Origin of the sequence: Sorangium sp. So ce295, from assembly GCF_051527405.1 — a bacterium.
Lineage (GTDB): Bacteria > Myxococcota_A > Polyangia > Polyangiales > Polyangiaceae > Sorangium > Sorangium cellulosum_B.
This window is the reverse complement of record NZ_CP150324.1, coordinates 8,760,605-8,778,422: the sequence shown is the minus strand read 5'-3', so window position 1 is coordinate 8,778,422 and position 17,818 is coordinate 8,760,605. Positions and strand designations below refer to the sequence as shown.

12 protein-coding genes and 1 other RNA gene are annotated in these 17,818 nt (G+C 71.9%); 6 read left to right on the top strand and 7 right to left on the bottom strand.

The genetic code is table 11. The features are described from left to right. Positions 1-153: 153 nt before the first annotated feature. Both WMF11_RS33175 and WMF11_RS33170 read left to right on the top strand, forming a co-directional pair. Complete coding sequence (locus WMF11_RS33175; RefSeq protein WP_437973581.1) at positions 154-1,401, top strand: formylglycine-generating enzyme family protein; 1,248 nt, start codon at positions 154-156, stop codon at positions 1,399-1,401. Between the two features lie 594 nt (positions 1,402-1,995). Continuing rightward, a complete protein-coding gene (locus WMF11_RS33170) occupies positions 1,996-2,433 on the top strand; it encodes a CHRD domain-containing protein (RefSeq protein ID WP_437542875.1) in 438 nt (145 codons plus the stop codon). A gap of 80 nt (positions 2,434-2,513) precedes the next feature. On the opposite strand, the gene WMF11_RS33165 is transcribed toward WMF11_RS33170, so the two are convergent. The 3 genes from WMF11_RS33165 to WMF11_RS33155 form a co-directional block, all read right to left on the bottom strand. Next, entirely contained in the window at positions 2,514-4,067 is a 1,554-nt protein-coding gene (locus tag WMF11_RS33165) for an allantoicase (protein ID WP_437973580.1), read from the bottom strand. After that, positions 4,046-5,401 (bottom strand): allantoinase AllB, encoded by a 1,356-nt coding sequence (gene allB, locus WMF11_RS33160; RefSeq protein WP_437542870.1) that lies wholly within the window; start codon positions 5,399-5,401, stop codon positions 4,046-4,048. The genes WMF11_RS33165 and allB overlap by 22 nt, the downstream gene beginning before the upstream one ends. 92 nt (positions 5,402-5,493) lie before the next feature. Beyond that, positions 5,494-6,375, bottom strand: coding sequence for an MBL fold metallo-hydrolase (locus tag WMF11_RS33155; protein ID WP_437973579.1), 882 nt, complete (start codon positions 6,373-6,375; stop codon positions 5,494-5,496). A gap of 344 nt (positions 6,376-6,719) precedes the next feature. Between WMF11_RS33155 and WMF11_RS33150 the strand changes: the two genes are divergently transcribed. Continuing rightward, positions 6,720-7,544 carry a DUF3025 domain-containing protein gene (locus WMF11_RS33150; RefSeq protein WP_437903255.1) on the top strand — a complete coding sequence of 275 codons (825 nt, stop codon included), beginning with the start codon at positions 6,720-6,722 and terminating at the stop codon, positions 7,542-7,544. 85 nt (positions 7,545-7,629) lie between these two features. Here the strand turns inward: WMF11_RS33150 and WMF11_RS33145 are convergent, their stop codons facing one another. Continuing rightward, positions 7,630-8,436: a class I SAM-dependent methyltransferase gene (locus WMF11_RS33145; protein ID WP_437973578.1), complete on the bottom strand. Its 807-nt coding sequence runs from the start codon at positions 8,434-8,436 to the stop codon at positions 7,630-7,632. A 117-nt stretch (positions 8,437-8,553) separates the two neighbouring features. Beyond that, on the bottom strand, positions 8,554-12,342 hold the full coding sequence (gene metH, locus WMF11_RS33140) for a methionine synthase (protein ID WP_437973577.1): 3,789 nt from the start codon (positions 12,340-12,342) through the stop codon (positions 8,554-8,556). A gap of 435 nt (positions 12,343-12,777) precedes the next feature. On the opposite strand from metH, the gene erpA reads away from it, so the two are divergent. Next, entirely contained in the window at positions 12,778-13,101 is a 324-nt protein-coding gene (erpA, locus tag WMF11_RS33135; protein ID WP_437293785.1) for an iron-sulfur cluster insertion protein ErpA, read from the top strand. 476 nt (positions 13,102-13,577) lie between these two features. Then, positions 13,578-14,429, top strand: a complete 852-nt coding sequence (locus tag WMF11_RS33130; protein ID WP_012238497.1) for a sigma-70 family RNA polymerase sigma factor — start codon at positions 13,578-13,580, stop codon at positions 14,427-14,429. Positions 14,430-14,495: 66 nt separating this feature from the next. Here the strand turns inward: WMF11_RS33130 and rnpB are convergent. Then, positions 14,496-14,960, bottom strand: an RNA gene (rnpB, locus tag WMF11_RS33125) — RNase P RNA component class A. A gap of 192 nt (positions 14,961-15,152) precedes the next feature. Beyond that, positions 15,153-16,010, bottom strand: a complete 858-nt coding sequence (gene proC / locus WMF11_RS33120) for a pyrroline-5-carboxylate reductase (protein WP_012238496.1) — start codon at positions 16,008-16,010, stop codon at positions 15,153-15,155. A 269-nt stretch (positions 16,011-16,279) separates the two neighbouring features. On the opposite strand from proC, the gene WMF11_RS33115 reads away from it, so the two are divergent. After that, positions 16,280-17,764: a Do family serine endopeptidase gene (locus WMF11_RS33115; protein ID WP_437973576.1), complete on the top strand. Its 1,485-nt coding sequence runs from the start codon at positions 16,280-16,282 to the stop codon at positions 17,762-17,764. The last annotated feature ends 54 nt before the right edge of the window (positions 17,765-17,818 follow it).

The window sequence follows — 17,818 nt, the reverse complement described above, 5'->3', positions numbered from 1 at the left end:
CGACGGTCGGGCGGGGTGAAGCAGGTGTCCCACATGATACGATGGCGGGTGCCCGTCGGTGGGCGACTGTGAAGGTGAACTGTGGGCGCTCTACGGATTCGTTCGGGTGAAGCTCGGGATCGCCGGCGCGGTGCTGGCTGGCTGGCCGTCGCGATGGCCGCGCTGGGGCCGGGCTGCGAGCAGAGGGTGCGGAGCTTCGTCGATGGCGACGGCGGCGCTGGCGCCGCCGGCGGCGGAGCAGGTGGTGGGTCGGGCACGGCGGTCGGTGGCGGCGGGGCTGGCAGCAGCGCGACGGGGGGCGGAGCGACCGGCGGCGGAGCGACCGGTGGCGGAGCGACCGGCGGTGGCGCTGCGGGTGGTGGGGCGACGGGTGGTGGGGCGACGGGTGGCGGCGAGGCCGGCGGCGCAGCGACTGGCGGCGGCGGTGACGCAGGCGGGGGCGGGGGGACCCCTGTCGAGTGCTCTCCCGACGAGGCGCGGTGCGCCGGCGATAGCATCGAAGTGTGCGGCAGCGACGGGCGGTGGGGTCTTGCCGGTTGCGCTGGGTGGTGCGGCGCGGGCCGGTGCATCGTGCCGCCGAGCTGCCGCCTGGGCGAGACCGGGGCGGGCGAGGCCTGCGGGCCGGATCGGAACCAGCCCTGCTGCGCGAGCCCGCGCGTCCCGGGTGGCCGGTACGAGCGGAGCGACGATGCGGCGTATCCGGCGGAGGTGAGCGACCTGCGCCTGGATCGCTACGAGGTCACCGTCGGACGGTTCCGCAAGTTCGTCGAGGCGTATCCCGCGAGCCGACCCGCGGCCGGCGCTGGAGCTCACCCGGCGATCGTGCGGAGCGGCTGGGACGCTGCGTGGGACTCCCGTCTGCCCGCGAGCCAGGCGGCGCTGAGGGATGACTTGAAGTGCAACCCGGGATTGCACTCGTGGACCGACGACGCGGGCGGGAACGAGCTCAAGCCGATCAGCTGCGTGAGCTGGTTCGTCGCGTTCGCCTTCTGCGCCTGGGACGGCGGGCGGCTCCCGACAGAGGCGGAGTGGGACTACGCGTCGGCTGGCGGGAGCGAGCAGCGGGCGTATCCGTGGGGCAACGCGCTTCCGAACTCGACCTACGCCGTGTTCGACATGACGGGCAGCGCCGTCGTCGGATCGAGATCGCCGAGGGGTGATGGCCGGTGGGGGCAGGCCGACCTCGCCGGGAATATGTGGGAGTGGACCCTGGACTTCGAGGGGACGTACCCCCAGCCGTGCCGTGATTGCGCGAACGTCGAGCGCGGCTCCGCGCGGGTGATCCGCGGCGGCAGCTGGTGGCAGCCTAGACCGCAGGATCTCTCCGCTCGCTTGCGGACAGGCTGGGACCCGACCGATGTGACGGACGCGCTCGGCGTGCGCTGCGCAAGGAAGCTGTAGCGCGCGCCGCCCTTCGTGGGGCCGGCGCGCGCCGGGGAACGGGCGAACGCGCGCCGTTCAGGGAGAGATGAGGTAGATGACCGAGAAGGCCACGAGGAGCGTCGTGAACGCGAGCGCGATGAGCTTGGGCATGGTCCAGTCGTCGTTGTCGGTCTTCGAGATCTCTGTGCTCATCGTGTGCCTCCGCCGTGCTCTTTGCGCGCCTCGCGCGCGTCCGTCTCCTGGCAGAAGGCGGACTCGTCGTCAACCCTGAGCCCCCGCCCGCGACGGACCGGGCGTGCTCATGCGGATGCCTCCACCGCTGCTCTGGCCGCGCCCGCGGCCTGTCCGCCCGTGTGGAGCACCGGCCGCCTTGCCACCTCGCGCAGGCGACGCCGATTCTCCGCGTCGTGTGCCGATCCGGGTCCGCTGTCCGCCTCTGTCTCTCTCCTGCGCGCCTCGGCGATCGGGGCGAATCGCCGTGTCCGTCGTCGCCTCCTCGCCGCCCCCGCGATCGACCGACGTGCGGGGCGGCTCGCGGCGCGCGGGCGGCGTCGCCTTTGCTCTTCGTGGTGCCCTCGAATCGCACATCCCCGTGATGTGCAGGAGGGAGACATGCAACACCTCACGATGCTCGCGCTGGGCGCCGTCCTCCTCGCGACGGCGCTGGCGCGCGCGGCGTTGCCTGAGCGCCCGGTCCGCTCGCTCACGGCGGCGCTCACGGGGCAAGACGAAGTGCCCGGCCCCGGCGACCCGAAGGGGAGCGGCACGGCGCGCGTCACGCTCGATCTCGACCGCGGCGAGGTCTGCTTCGACCTCGCGGTGGCCGGCATCGCGCCGGCGACCGCGGCGCGCATCCACGAGGGCTCCGCCGGCCGCGCGGGACGCGGGATCATCACGCTGATGCCGCCGACCGGCGGCAGCTCCAGCGGCTGCGTGAGCGCGGCCCGCGACGATCTGAGCGCATTGCTCGGTGATCCAGAGAGGTACTACGTCGCCGTGCGCACCGCCGATTTCCCCGACGGCGCGCTGCGAGGCCAGCTCTCGCGCTGAGCGCCCCACGCCCGGACACCCGACGTGCCGGCGCTCCCTCCGCCCGGCGCGCTCCCTCCTCGGGGGCCGCGCCCGGGGCTCTATCCGCCCCACAGGAGCTTGTTCAGCCGGATCGCCGTGATCTTCCGCTGCTCGTCCGCGGCGATGGGCAGCTCCTGCTCCGGCGTGTGCTCGATCCGCGCGCGCAGCGCCTCCAGCATCTCGTCCGCGCTCTTCCCGGTGGCGCAGACGATGTAGATGAACCCGAACTTCTCGTCATAGGCGCGGTTCAAGCGCGCGAGCGCCTCCCGCGTATCCACCGCCGCGGCGCTCATCCCCGCCTGTTCCTGGCTGGAGAAGCGCCTCGCCGTCGCGCTCGCCTCCGCGGCCTCCGCCTGCGGCCTGGTCTCCCCGATGCGGGGGTGCGCGCGGAACGCCTCGAGCCAGTCCTCCGGCGCGAGCCGCGCGAAGGCCTGCGCCGCCGCCGCGGAGAGGTGCTCCTCGTCGCGGAACGGCCGCGCCGCCGCCATCTGCGACGCCCACGCCGACGAGCCGCACGCCACGCGGAGCTCCGCCTCGGCCTCCGGCCCCGTGAGCGCGTTGAGCCAGCGGAGCCGCTGCTCGGCCGCCCCGCTCCGGGTCGCGTTGCCGAAGATGCGGAGCCGGCTCACGCCGCCGTCAGGATAGATGTTCAGGCGCACGTGCGTGAACGGCCCCGTCGCGCGGAGCTCTTCCTCGAAGAGATGACGCGTGTGCGCCTGGAGCTTCGTCCGCGGCACGATCTCCCGCCACTCGCCCGCGCCGGCGAGCTCCGCCGCGGAGCGCCCCGCCGCGTCGATCCCCTCGATCATGCAGCTGTCGGGGTAATTGCCCTTGAAGTGGTTCGTGTCGACCTCGATCCGCGCAATCTCGCCCTGAGCCGCGAGCGCCACGAGCGCCCAGTCGTACCCGGGCCCCCTCCGGCGCCGAGTCTCCCAGCCGTCTCCCATGTTCGCCGCCCGGCCGGGCATGATGAGGTTATGGCGCACCCCGAAGAACATGTCGCTGCACGAGAGCACGCGCCCGCCGTTCTCCGCGGCCGCGAGGTCGATCTCCGCGCCCGGGCGGCCCTGCCGGCGAACGTCGGGGAGAGCGTCGCCGTGCACCCGGAGCCGCGCCACGCCTCCATCCGGGTAGATGTTCAGGCGGAGATGCGTGAACCGCGAAGCGCTGCTCAGCTCGAACGCGTTCTGCGCGTCGCCGGCCAGCGGCGAGCGCGGCAGGATCTCGACCCAGTGCGTCCGTGGGTCGAGCAAGTCCTCGACCCGCGCGTCGGGCCGCGCCGCGCACGCCTCGATGGAGCAGTGCTCGGGGTAATTGCCCCGGAAGAACGCCGTATCGACGATGACCCCGCGGAGGATCCCTGGCAGCCCCAGCCGGACGAGGCACCAGTCGAACCCGGGAGTCCGGCGCCTGCGCGTCTCCCAGCCATCCATCCACTTCCCGCGATCGGTGTACTCGTGCTCGAGGAACACCGCTTTCCCTGCCTTGAGCAGGTTCTCCTTCGGCGCGAAGAACTCGTCGTTCGCCGCGAGCACCGCGCCGCCCAGGCGCTCCGAGGCCAGATCGAGCGCCTCCGTGAACGCCGGCCCCGTCACCCCTCTCGCTTCAGCCATCGCCCTCTCGCCTCCGCGGGGAAGCTCCCGCGCTCATGGACCTTCTCGCCGCGAAGGTAGGTGGCCTCCACGACGCCGTGGAGCTCCTCTCCGGCGTACGGCGTCACCTTGTGCCGGTGCTGGAGGGTCGGCGGCTCGACCCGGAAGCTGGCGTCGGGATCCCAGAGCACAAGATCGGCGTCGAACCCGCGCGCGATCTCCCCCTTGCGGCGCAATCCGGCGAGCCTCGCGGGCCCGCGGCACAGCCAGTCGGCGAGCCGCTCGAGCGGGATGCCCCGGCGGCGAGCGTCGGTCCAGACGATCGACAGGCCGAGCTGCAGGCTCGAGATCCCGCCCCAGGCGGCGTCGAAGTCGCCGGCTTCGAGCCGCTTGAGCTCGGGGGTGCACGGGGAGTGATCGGAGACGACGAAATCGATGAGGCCTCCCGCGAGCGCGGCCCAGAGCTCCTCGCGGTTCTGCCGCTCCCGGATCGGCGGAGCGCACTTGAAGGGCGTCGCGCCGTCCGGGATCTCCTCGGCGGCGAAGTGCAGGTAGTGCGGCGTCGTCTCGGCCGACAGCGCGGCGCCGCCGTCGCGCGCCCGCCGCAGGATGTCGAGCGCCGTGGCCGACGAGAGGTGGACCACGTGCGCCGCCGCGCCCGTCGCCTGGCAGAGCGACGCGAGCAGGGCGATCGCCTGGTCCTCCGCCTCCCGCGGGCGCGAGCGCAGGTAGGCCGCGTACGTGCGCGGATCCAGGCCGGCGATCGCCGCGCGCGCCGCGTCGATCGGGCCGGGGAGCTCGGCGTGGACGAGCAGCGGCGCCCCCGTGCCCGCGAGCACCTCGAGCGCGGCCCTGAGGTCCGCCTCGGCGACGTGGCCGAACTCCGCCACGCCCGAGTCGACCATGAAGCACTTGAAGCCGAGCGCGCCGGCCTCGAGCAGCGGGACCAGCTCTCCCGCGTTGCCCGGGACGGCGCCGCCCCAGAAGCCCACGTCGACGAGGCACCGGCCCTCCGCCGCGCGCGCCTTCTTCTCGAGGTGCGCGACCGTGGTCGTCGGCGGGATGCTGTTGAGGGGCATGTCGACGAGCGACGTGACGCCGCCCGCGGCCGCGGCGCGCGTCGCCGTCTCGAAGCCCTCCCATTCGGTCCGCCCGGGCTCGTTGATGTGCACGTGCGCATCGACTAGCCCGGGCATCACCACCGCGCCCCGAGCGTCCACGACGGGGCAGCCCTCCGGCAGCTCGTCGTAGCCGGCGACGGAGACGATGGTGCCGCCCTGGATGTGCACCGAGGCCGGCCGCACGGCGCCCCCGGTGACCACCCGCAACCCGCGAACGATGAGGTCCGGCGTCATCAGGGACGCGATCGTACCACGGCGCCCGGCGGACCGAGGCGGGCCGCTCGCCGAAGCGCGCGCACGTCAACGCGCATGGGCCTGTGCGCGCGTCACGCCATCTTCATGCGATCGATGAGCTCGGCGAGCTCGGCGCGCATGGCGTCCTCGGAGGGAGCGCGGTACCGGCGGTGGTGGCCGGGCAGGACCCACGTGAACCGGTGCTGGAGGAGGCGCTCCATCGAGCGGATCTGCTCCGCCCAGGAATACCAGCAGACGTCGCGCGACGCGTCGAGTCGCCCGAGCTCGCCGGAGAAGAAGAGATGGTCCCCGGTGAAGAGGTACCGGTCCCGGAAGAGGAGCGCGACGCTGCCCCGCGTGTGGCCCGGGACGGGGATCAACGTGAGATCGGGCGCGAGGGCCACGGGGTCGAGCCCCTTGAACTTCACCTCGGCGAGCGCTGTTCCGTCGTCGATATCGTCCTCGTGGATCACGCGATCGCACCCGAAGCTGTCCCGGAAGATCCGGTGATCGGCGACGTCGTCGCGGTGGGTGAGCACCAGGGTCCGGACGCCGCCGAGCTCGCGGATGCGCTTCGTGAGCGGCCTGGCGGCGCGGGGCGAGTCGACGAGCACGTTGCCCTCGGGTCGCACGATGAGGTAGCTCGCCGCGCCAAAGGAGGACGACGAGGTATAGCCGCAATAATGGACATCCTCGTCGATCGGCTCGGGGAAGGCGGAGGTCGCGGCGGCCATCCCCGCCGCCGGTGCGGAGGTGCCGATGGAGGCGGTCGGACACGACACCAGCGCCATGGCCGCGCGGAGGTGCTCGTCCGGCGTCGCGGGCTGGCGAGCGACGATGCTCTGCTCGACGGCGGGCGCGCGCACGAACACCGAGGGGGCGAGCTGGCGGCATACGTCGCAGTCGATGCACGACCGGTCGACGAAGTAATCGCCGGGGGCGTTCTCTGGCAGGCGGTCCTCGAGGCGAGCCATCTCGTTATCTGAGGATGACACGCGGGCGGCGGGCGTGGGGGCAGATCCGCTGCGGCGACGTCCGTGGCGAACGGCCATCACTCCAGGCTTGGCGCGAGCTCTCGTTGCGTGATGGCTGCACGAGGGCGAGCATGGATATCCAGGGGAACTGGGTGAGTTGAGACAGGGAGTCTCGGGACACCGGCGCCCTGTTGTCCAGCTCCGTGCGCTCGGTCCAGGGCGGGCCTGCCGGGCGGCCGGCGGCCCGGGTCCCGGCGCGCGGCCGCCGCCGCGCGCTCGGCGCGTCCCGGCGCCGCCTTGCGCGCGGCTTGAGCTCTCGCGGCGCTGCTCCTACGCTGCGCCGCGTGAGCGCCGCCGGCCGAGCTGCGCCGCACCCGAGCGGCGCGCCAGGGAGCACCCCCGTTCCCTGGGAGCCGCTCTTCTACGAGAAGAGCCGGCTGTACTGGCCGATCCGCCCCCTGGCCGAGGCGTTCGCGGGGTGCGCCGGCTGGCCGCCTGTCGAGGACTACAACCGGGCGCTCGGCGAGGGGTTCCCCGTGCGCTTTGCGGAGCAAAAGCCGCGGCCTCGCCGGCGCGGGCGGCGCGGGCCCGTCGACCCCTCGGCGCTCTACGACGCGCGCATCCACGTCGAGGGCTGCGTGCCCACGCGCCCGAGCAACTGGCACGACTTCCTCAACATGCTGGTGTGGGCCGCCTTCCCGCGCGCGAAGGCGGAGCTCCACGCGCGCCAGCACCGGGCGATCGCCGCGCGCATCCATCCCGGCGCGGAGGCGCTTCCCCCGGCGCGCACGCGCGAGCTGGACGGGCTCGCGCTCCTCGACGAGGGCGGGCTCCTGCTGCTCTACAACAACGCGCGCGAGGCGCCCCTCCTCGGCGATGCCGAGGATCTGGAGCGCTGCGCCGGCGAGGTGCGGGACGCCGTGCAGCGGGGCGAGGCCGCGGCGCTCGTCTTCGGCCACGCGCTGTACGAGAGCCTCCTCCAGCGCGGTCCGATGGTCTACGCGATGGTGCAGCCCATCCCGTGCGGCGGACCGCTGCCCGCCGCGCCTGCCGCGCTCGTGGCGCTGGCCGACGCGCGCCTCGGCGACGTGCTGCGGTCGCCCGACAGCTTCGCGCGCCCGGAGCGCAGCCCGCGCCTCCCCCTGGACGAGCGCGTCCTGTGCCCGTGACGGCAAGTGATGGCAAGTGATGCCAAGTGACCGCCGCGGCCGGAGGACGGCGACCCCCTGAGCGTGCGTGGGGCTTGCCCCGCTCTCAGACGCGCCGTCGCGCCGCGAGCGCATAGACGAGCGGCAGTCGGCGCCCGAACTTCTTCATGCGGAGCTGCCCTGGCGGTCCTTCCACCATGTCCGGAAAGATATCGTAGGGGGACCAGTCGAGCTCGCGCAGGCGCTCCAGCGTGAGGCCCGCGTCGAGGAGCGCCGACACCACCGTCCCGATCCCGTGGTTGAAGCCGACCTCTTTCAGCGTCACGGGCGCGCTCCTGTCGGCGTACGTGCCTGTCTCCTCGGTGACGATCGGCTCCCCGTGACCATCGTAGGCATAGGCGATCTGCTCGAATGCATCGTCGAAGGTCCACACGAGGGGGTGGAACTCGACGAGGTGCAGGACGCCCCCGGGCTTCAGGCACGCTGCGGCCGCGCGCGCCCAGCGCGTCATGTCCGGGAGCCACCCGAGGACGCCGTACGAGGTGAAGACGATATCGAACGTCTCGCCGCCGAGGGCCTCGGGGGCGTCGTAGACGTTGGCCTCGACGAAGCGCGCGTCCACCGAGAGCTCCTGCGCCAGCGCTCGCGCCGCCGTGACGGCCTCGTCGGAGAGGTCCAGCCCGGTGACGCGGGCGCCCAGCCGCGCCCAGGAGAGCGTGTCCTGCCCGAAATGGCATTGCAGGTGGAGCAGCGACTTCCCACGCACATCGCCGACCTGCTCGAGCTCGATCGGCTTGAGAGAGCTCGCGCCGGCCCGGAACGAGCCCAGATCGTAGAATTTCGAGGCCAGGTGCACGCGGGTGCGCGCGTTCCAGGCGGCGCGGTTCAGCGCAAACCAGTCGGCTTCGGACATGGGGAGCTTGTTATCACAACGCTCGTCGCGCGGGCCGCGTCGGATCGCTGCCGCGCTCGGACGCCGCCCCTCTGCGGGAACGTGCGCCCCTGGGCTCATCGCCGCTTCTGCCCGTCGTCAAGCCGCCACGACGGCGCTCTCCCCCTCGACAGCCGCCTTTGGGTCATACCCCAGGTTCGGCGACAGCCACCGTTCCACTTCCTCGACCGTCATCCCCTTGCGCTTCGCGTAGTCCGCGACCTGATCCCTGCCGAGGCGCCCCACCATGAAGTACCGCGCCTTCGGGTGCGCCAGGTAGATGCCGCTGACGCTCGCCGCCGGCGTCATCGCGCAGCTCTCCGTCAGCTCGATGCCGACCGACGGCGCGTCGAGCAGCGCGAACAGCTTGCGCTTCTCGGTGTGATCCGGGCACGCCGGGTACCCGAACGCCGGCCGGATCCCCCGGTACTTCTCCTCGATGAGCTCCTGGCTCGTCAGCGCCTCTCCCGCGCCGTACCCCCAGTCCTTGCGCGCTCGCTCGTGGAGCAGCTCGGCGAACGCCTCCGCGAGCCGGTCCGCCAGCGCCTTCGCGATGATCGCGCTGTAGTCGTCCTTGTCCTTCTCGTACGCGCGCACGATCTCGTCGAGCCCGAGCCCCGCCGTCACCGCGAACGCGCCGACGTGATCGGCGAGCCCGCTCCCCCGCGGCGCCACGAAGTCGGCCAGCGACAGGTGCGGCCTCACCCCGCCCGCGGCCTTGTCGCCGCCGTCTCCGTCCTCCTCGGCGCCGCCCTGCCCCTTCACCTGCTGCTGGCGCAGCATGTTGAACCGGACGAGCTCCCGCTCCCTCGCCTCGTCCGCGTAGATCACGATGTCCCGCTGCTCGCCGCTCGCCGGCCAGAAGCCGTAGACGCCCCGCGCCGTGAGCAGGCGACCCTCGATGATCCGCCGCAGCACCTTCTGCGCGTGATCGAACAGCTCGCGCGCCGCCTCGCCGTACTGCGGGTGCTCCAGGATCTGCGGGAACGGCCCCCTGAGCTCCCACGCGGTGAAGAAGAACGTCCAGTCGATGTACCTCGCGACCTCCGCGAGCGGCACCTCCACAACGCGGCGCCCCGTGAACGACGGCCTCGCGATGTCCTCGGGCCGCCACGCGATCTCGAGCCGCCCCCCGTCCGCCGCGGCGAGCGTCACGAGCGGCTTCGCCCGCTTCCTCGCGAAGAGCTCGCGCAGCTTGGCCTGCTCCTGCCGGTTCTGCGCGTCGAAGGCCGGCCGGTTCGCCCGATCGAGCAGGCTCGACACCACGCCCACGGCCCGCGACGCGTCGAGCACGTGCACCACCGTCCCGCTGAACTCCGGCGCGATCTTCACCGCCGTGTGCTGCCGGCTCGTCGTCGCCCCGCCGATGAGCAGCGGCAGCCGGATCCCGCGCCGCTCCATCTCGCGCGCCACGCTGACCATCTCGTCGAGCGACGGCGTGATGAGGCCGCTCAGCCCGATCATGTCGGCCTCCTCGCGCAGCGCCGCCTCCAGGATCCTGTCCTGGTGCACCATCACCCCGAGGTCGATCACCTCGTAGTTGTTGCACCCGAGCACCACGCCCACGATGTTCTTGCCGATGTCGTGCACGTCGCCCTTCACGGTCGCCATCACGACCTTCCCCTGCGACGACGAGCCCCCGGCGGCCTTCTCGGCCTCCATGAACGGCAGCAGGTGCGCGACGGCGCGCTTCATCACGCGGGCGCTCTTCACCACCTGCGGCAGGAACATCTTCCCGGCGCCGAACAGCTCGCCGACGACCTTCATCCCGTCCATCAGCGGCCCCTCGATGATGGAGAGCGGCCTCTCGTACTTCCTCCGCGCCTCCTCCACGTCCGCCTCGATGAAGTCGACGAGCCCCTTCACGAGCGCGTGCGAGAGCCGCTCCTCGACCGGGCCGTCGCGCCAGGCGAGGTCGAGCTCCTTCTTCTTGCCCTTGCCCTTCACCTGCTCGGCGAGCTCGACGAGCCGCTCGGTCGCGTCCGGGCGCCGGTTGAAGAGGACGTCCTCCACGCGCTCGAGCAGGTCCCCCGGGATGTCCTCGTAGACCGCGAGCTGCCCCGCGTTCACGATGCCCATGTCCATTCCGGCCCGGATCGCGTGGAACAGGAAGGCCGAGTGCATCGCCTCGCGGACGGCGTTGTTCCCGCGGAACGAGAACGACAGGTTCGACACGCCGCCGCTCACGCGCGCCCCCGGGCAGGTCGCCTTGATGATCCGCGTCGCCTCGATGAAGTTCTTCGCGAAGTCGCCGTGCTCCTCCATGCCGGTCGCGATCGCGAGGATGTTCGGGTCGAAGACGATGTCCTGCGGATCGAAGCCCGCCTCCTCGGTGAGCAGCCTGTACGCGCGCTGGCAGATCGCGACCTTGCGCTCGACCGTCTCGGCCTGGCCGATCTCGTCGAAGGCCATCACCACGACCCCCGCCCCGTAGCGCCGCACGGCGCGCGCCTTCTCGAGGAAGTCCTCGGGCCCCTCCTTGAGGCTTATCGAGTTGACGAGCCCCTTGCCCTGGATGCACTTGAGCCCCGCCTCGATGACCGACCACCTCGAGCTGTCGACCATGATCGGGATGCGGGCGATCTCGGGCTCGGTGGCGATGAGGTTCAGGAAGGTCGTCATCGCCTGCTCGGAGTCGAGCATGCCCTCGTCCATGTTCACGTCGAGGAGGTTCGCCCCGCCGCGCACCTGATCGAGCGCCACCTCCAGCGCGGTCGTGAAGTCGCCCTTCTTGATGAGCTCCATGAACCGGGCCGAGCCGGTCACGTTGGTCCGCTCGCCGATCATCAGGAAGTTCGTGTCGGGCCGGATGACGAGCGTCTCCAGGCCGGCGAAGCGCCCGAAGCCGTCGCGCTCCGCGGGCATGGGCCGCGGCCGCAGCTCCGCCGTCGCCCGGGCGATCGCGCGGATGTGATCCGGCGTCGTCCCGCAGCAGCCGCCGACGATGTTCACGAGCCCGCTCTCCGCGAACTCCGCGAGCAGCCGCGACGTCGTCTCCGGGAGCTCGTCGTACTCGCCGAACGCGTTGGGGAGGCCCGCGTTCGGGTAGCAGCTCACCCGCGCCCGGGCGAGCTTCGCGAGATCCACGAGGTACGGCCGCATGTCGCTCGCGCCGAGGGCGCAGTTGAGGCCGACGCTGAGCGGGCTCGCGTGCTCCACGCTCGTCCAGAAGGCGTCGATCGTCTGGCCGGAGAGCGTCCTGCCGCTCCTGTCGGTGATCGTCACGCTGAGCAGGATCGGCAGGCGCCGCCCCTTCTCCGCGAAGACCTCCTCCATCGCGACGAGGCACGCCTTCATGTTCAGCGTGTCGAGGAACGTCTCGGCGAGGATCACGTCGACCCCACCGTCGACGAGCCCGCGCACCTGCTCCGCGAACGCCCGCCGCAGCTCGTCGAAGCCGACGGCGCGGAACGACGGGTCGCTCACGCTCGGCGAGATCGACAGCGTCTTCGGCGTCGGCCCCATCGCGCCCGCGACGAAGCGCGGCTTGCCGGGCGTGCGCGCCGTCCACGCGTCGGCCGCCTTCCTGGCGATCTGGGCCGCGGTCAGGTTGATCTCGTAGGCGAGCGACTCGAGCCGGTAGTCGGCCTGGGCGATCGAGGTGCCCGTGAAGGTGTTCGTCTCGATGATGTCGGCGCCGGCGTCGAGGTACGCTCCGTGGATCTCGGAGATGACGTCCGGCCGCGTCAGCACGAGGAGATCGCTGTTGCCCTTGAGGTCGATCGCATGATCGCGGAAGCGCTCGCCGCGGTAGTCGGCCTCGCCCAGGCGGTAGCGCTGGATCATCGTGCCCATCGCGCCGTCGAGGCACAGGATCCGGTGTTCGAGGATCTCCTCGAGGCGCGTGGGGCGTTCGCTTCCGTCGGTGGTGGCGCTGAGATCGAGCAAGTTGTATCTCCTAATCCGGATTAACGGATTGATTCTTGTCGGTCCCAGCAGCCGGCGTCAAGCGTCGGCTGCGCGCGGCGATGGCGGCCGTCCTGGCCGCGGACTCATCTGTGAACAATGCGACGTTCCGACGCTGCCGGATGAGCGACCGGGCGATCGCGTCTGGGCGCAGGGGTGGGCGCACGGGCGGGGCGCACCGCGCGCAGGTGGTCATCCCTGGACGAACGGTCGGCCAGGGCGCCGCCTGACGCCGCTCCGGCTGAGGCACTGGCGGACATCGCTGAAGGTGCGTATCTTTGGCGAGCCCTGAGCACCCCACCCCAGGGCACGGCCGGCCGGGCTCGCCGCACGGTTCGCCTTCCGGCGGGGCGAGCGCCCCGTCAGAGACAGGACCTGCCGTCCCCCGCCGACAAAGCACGCAGAGGAGATTCCAGGATGATCACGATCACGCAGAAGGCAGCCGAGAAGGTGATGGAGATCGCGACAGCGGAGGAGCTGCTGGGGCAGGGGTTGCGCCTGCGCGTCGTGGGCGGCGGGTGCGCCGGCTTCTCGTACGACCTGTACTTCGAGGACAAGCCGACGGAGTTCGACGAGGAGTTCGAGGACAGGGGCATCAAGCTCTTCATCGACCCGCTCAGCTTCCAGTACCTGGACGGCACGGAGATTGATTACGTGGAAGGCCTCCACGGCTCGGGCTTCAAGTTCAGCAACCCGTCGGTGAAGAGCACCTGCGGCTGCGGCTCCTCGTTCTCCGTCTGAGTCCGTTCGTTTCCGTTCGTTTCCGTTCGTCTCCGTCAGATTTCGTCTGATCGGGCGCCCGCTCTCTTCGCGGGTGCCGCTTCCGTCCTCGCTCGCGCCGCCCGTCTCCCGGGCGGCCTACGCGAGATGCACACGGGCCGCGTGAGCGCGTCTGCCCGGAGCATCGCGGCCCTCCTGGCTCTCTAGCGCCTTCGGTTTGGCTCGTGCCTCGCACGGGCGCGCCCGAGCCGCGTGCGCCAGCGCTTCGCAGCCATGGTGTACAAGCTGCCCGCCCGGGGCGGCATGCCAGCTGCATCGCAGCCTGGGTGGGCTGCTCTCTTCGGAATCTCGAACCAACCACGTCGGCGGCAAGTGCCGGCGAAGCGATCAACGCGATCGAGGCCCGGCCCCGGCCGACCTCGACAGCAGGAGACGGGGTCCGGCGTCGGCCGGCCTCAACAACCGAACCGGGGTCTTCGGACCTCGAAGGAAACCCTGTGCAAACGTCCCGAGATCAGGCCAGCGCGGTTTCGCGCTACATCACGCATGTTCGGCAGATCCCGGAGCTGTCGCGCGAGGAAGAAGTCGAGCTCGCTCGACGGTGGCGGGACCACGGCGACGAGCAGGCCGCAGCCGCGCTCGCGCTCGCAAACCTGAGGCATGTTGTCTCGATAGCGATCAGCTACCGGCGATACGGGATCCCGCTCGCCGACCTCATCGCGGAGGGGAACTTCGGGATCGTCCACGCGATCCGCAAGTACGACCCGGACCGCGGGAACCGCTTCGTGACCTACGCGGCCTACTGGATCCGGGCGTACATCCTGAACCACGTCATCCACTCCTGGAGCCTGGTCGGCGTGGGCTCGGGCCCGCTCCGCTCGAAGATGTTCTTCCGGTTGCGGCGGGAGCGGGCGCGCATCGCGGGCCTCGTGGGCGAGGGGGAGGAGGGGGATCGGCTGCTGGCCGAGAAGTTCGGCGCGCCCGCGGAGAAGGTGCTGGAGATGGCTCACCGGCTGGAGGCCCGGGACGTCTCGCTCGACACGAAGGTGTTCGAGGACGGCGCCCGGTCGCTGGTCGACACGCTGCCCGCGGACGATCAGGACCAGGAGGAGCGCTTCTCGCGCGCGGAGGAGGGGGCCCTGCTCCGGGAGCGGCTGACGCAGGCGGTGGAGAACCTCGACCCGCGCGAGCGGTACATCGTCGAGACCCGGATGATGGCGGATCCCGAGGAGGAGCTGTCGCTCGCCGAGATCGGGCGTCGCCTGGGCGTGTCGCGCGAGCGGGCTCGGCAGCTCGAGGCGCGCGCCAAGAAGAAGCTGCGCGACCGCCTCCAGCCGCTGGCGGCGTAGCGACTTGCCACAGGTGAGCGGCGGGCGAGCACAAAAGCACGAAGCCCCGCCGGGGCGGAGCTTCGTGGTCGCAGGAGACGTAAGCCGAGTTCTGTTGCGCGGGGAGTCGCCCCCCTCGCGCCGACGATCATTCCTCTAGGACGCGCGTCGCCGCGCGCCTCAAGCAGCCAACCCGGAGGCCTGGGGCGGGCAGCCCTTGCCGCGGCGGCTGTCGCCGTCGCGGACGCCTCCCTACGCGGCCTTGCTCCAGGTGGGGTTTGCCGTGCCGCCCTTGTTGCCAAGGGCGCGGTGGGCTCTTACCCCGCCGTTTCACCCTTGCCGCGCGGCGAGCCCGCGGAGGCTCGGAGCCCAGCCCATCCGGGCTGGAGGCTCGTCGCCCTCGCGGAGCGCGCGGCGCGGCGGTCTGTTCTCTGTTGCACTTTCCTCGAGATCGCTCTCACCGGGCGTTACCCGGCACCCTGCCCTGCGGAGCTCGGACTTTCCTCCCGCGGCCGGGTTTCCCCGTCCGCCGGCGATCGCCTGTCCCGCTGCGACGCGGCGAACATAGTCAAGAGCCGGCCGAACGCCAACACCTGAGGTTGGAGAACGGGCGGCGCGACTCCATGCCATGGAGCGTCGTGTCCTGTACTTTCAAGGCCAAGCTCCGGCGGTGACACTGCGCGTGGCGCGGCTGCTCCCCTGCTCGTGGTCAGCATTGGGGGACAGGCCCGCTCCTTGTCAGGCTCAGGTGCGGCGGAGCTTCTGCGCCATCTGCGCGCCCAGCTCGGCCGAGCGGTTGGACGCCGCCTCGACCGCGTCGATCAAGGTGCGGCGGAGGCCGCCTGCCTCCAGCGTGTGGAGCCCCGCGATGGCCGTGCCGCCGGGGCTCGTCACCATGTCCTTCAGGCGGCCGGGGTGCTCGCCGGTCTCGAGCTGGAGCTTGGCGGCGCCGTACACCGTCTGCGCCGCGAGCAGCAGCGCCGCGTCCCGGCCGAGGCCGACCTTCACGCCGCCGTCCGCGAGCGCCTCGATCATCAGCATGACGTAGGCGGGGCCGCTGCCCGACAGGCCGGTCACCGCGTCGAGCAGCGACTCGTCGAGCACGACGACGCGGCCGACCGCCTGGAACAGGGTCCGCGCGATCTCGACGTCCTCGCTCGTGGCGTGGCTGCCGGCGGCGATCGCCGTGGCGCCGGCGAGCGCGATCGCCGCGGTGTTCGGCATGCTGCGGATGACGCGCGCTCCCTCGGGCAGGCGCGCCTCGATGGCGTCGATCGGCACGCCGGCCGCCACCGAGATCACGACGTCCGAGCGGCCGAGCCCCGACGAGATGGGGGCGAGGATGCGATCGACGATCTGCGGCTTGACCGCGATGACGAGGACGTCGGCCCACTGGCAGAGCGCCTCGTTGTCCTCGGTGGTCTCGATGCCGTAGCGCCCGCGGAGAAAGGAGAGCCGCTCGCTCTTGAGATCGCTCGCGCGGATCTGCTCCGCGCCCACGGCGCCCCCCTGGACGAGGCCGCGGATGAGCGCCTCCGCCATGTTTCCGCCGCCAAGAAACCCGATCTTGCGCCCTCGCAGCAGGCCCTCATCGCTCGCCATCGCTCGCCTCCAGGAGCGCGCACCCTAGCAGCCTTGCCGAGCGCGCGGCTCAAATCTCGACGAACACCGCCGCGCGGCTGGGTGCGGCGCGTGCCGCGCGTGCCGCGCGTGCCGCCATGGACGGGCAGGCAGGCGCGGCGCCCGCTCGCACGGGCCGAGGAGAGCGCGCTTGTCAGCCGAGGCTGCGGCGTTCTTGGTGCGGCGGAATGAACGCAGTCGGTCCCATGTTCGTCGATCGCAGGACCCTTCGACTGCTCGACGGAGATTTCATGATTCAAGCGGTTTCCTATCGCCCTCGCGCTTCGGCCCTCGCGCTGCTCACGGCGGCGGCGCTGGCCATCGGCGGTTGCGGTCAACAGGCCCACGCCACGCCTCCTTCCACCCAGGCCGCCGCCTCGCCGCAGGCCGCGGCGCCGCCGGTCGCGACCGTGACGCTCCCGCCGGCGACGGCGCCGGTGCCGGCCACCTTCGATGTCGCCGCCCTGTCAGACCGGGTGAAGCCGATGGTCGTCAACATCACGACGACACATGAGGTCAAGGGGCCCGAGGGGCTCGACCCCTTCCAGTACTTCTTCGGTCCGCAAGGCGGCGGACGGCTCAACCCGCGGGGCCAGCAGCCGACGCAGACGGCGCTCGGGACCGGCTTCATCATCGACCCGAGCGGCTACGTCGTGACGAACGAGCACGTCATCCACGACGCCTCCGGCGTCCGCGTGCGGCTCGCCGACGAGCGGGAGTTCGAGGCCGAGGTCGTCGGCCGCGATCCCAAGCTCGATCTCGCGCTCCTCCGCCTGAAGGGCGCGAGCGGCCTGCCTGTGGCGCCGCTCGGGGCGAGCGAGCAGCTGCGGGTCGGCGAGCACGTGCTCGCGGTCGGGAACCCCTTCGGGCTCGGCCACACGGTCACGCTCGGCATCGTCAGCGCGAAGGCGCGCGCGATCGGCGCGGGGCCGTACGACGACTTCATCCAGACCGACGCGTCGATCAACCCGGGCAACAGCGGCGGCCCGCTGTTCAACTGGCGGGGCGAGGTCGTGGGCATCAACACCGCGATCCGGGCGGGCGCGAACGGGATCGGCTTCGCGATCCCGATCGACGCGCTGAAGGACGTGCTCCCGCAGCTCCGCGAGAAGGGCTTCGTCGAGCGCGGCAAGCTCGGCCTCCTGTTCCAGCCCGTCACGCGCGATCTCGCCGCGGCGCTCCAGCTCGACGGGTCTCGGGGCGCGCTCGTCGCCGAGGTCGAGCCGGGCGGCGCGGCCGCGCGCGCCGGCATCAAGCCGGGCGACGTGATCGTGAACGTGAACGGCGTCCCCATCCACCACGCCGAGGAGCTGCGGCGCAACGTGGCGCGCAACGCGCCCGGCTCGGAGATCGCGGTGACGCTGGTGCGCGCCCAGAAGCAGCAGCAGGTCGTGGCCAAGCTGGACGCGCTCCAGGACGAGGAGGGCGACGCGGCGGGCCGCGCGCGGCCGAGCCAGGGCGCCCGGCCCGAGCGCCAGCTGAGCGCCGAGAAGCTCGGCATCCAGGTCTCCGAGGCCCCGGGCGGCGGTGTGCGGGTCGACGGGTTCGCCTCGGGCAGCAAGGTCCAGGAGGTCGAGGTGGGCGACGTGATCCTCGAGGTGAACGGCGCCCCGGTGAAGGATGTCGCCGGCCTCCGGGCGGCCATCGCCAAGCTCAAGGACGGGTCCGTCGCCCTCCTCAAGGTGCGGCGCGGGAAGCTCGTCCAGTTCGCGGCCGTGCCGATCTCCGCGCGCTGATCCTGCGCCGGGCGCGGCTGGCGCGAGCCGGCCTGCGCCCGCCGCGCCGACCGC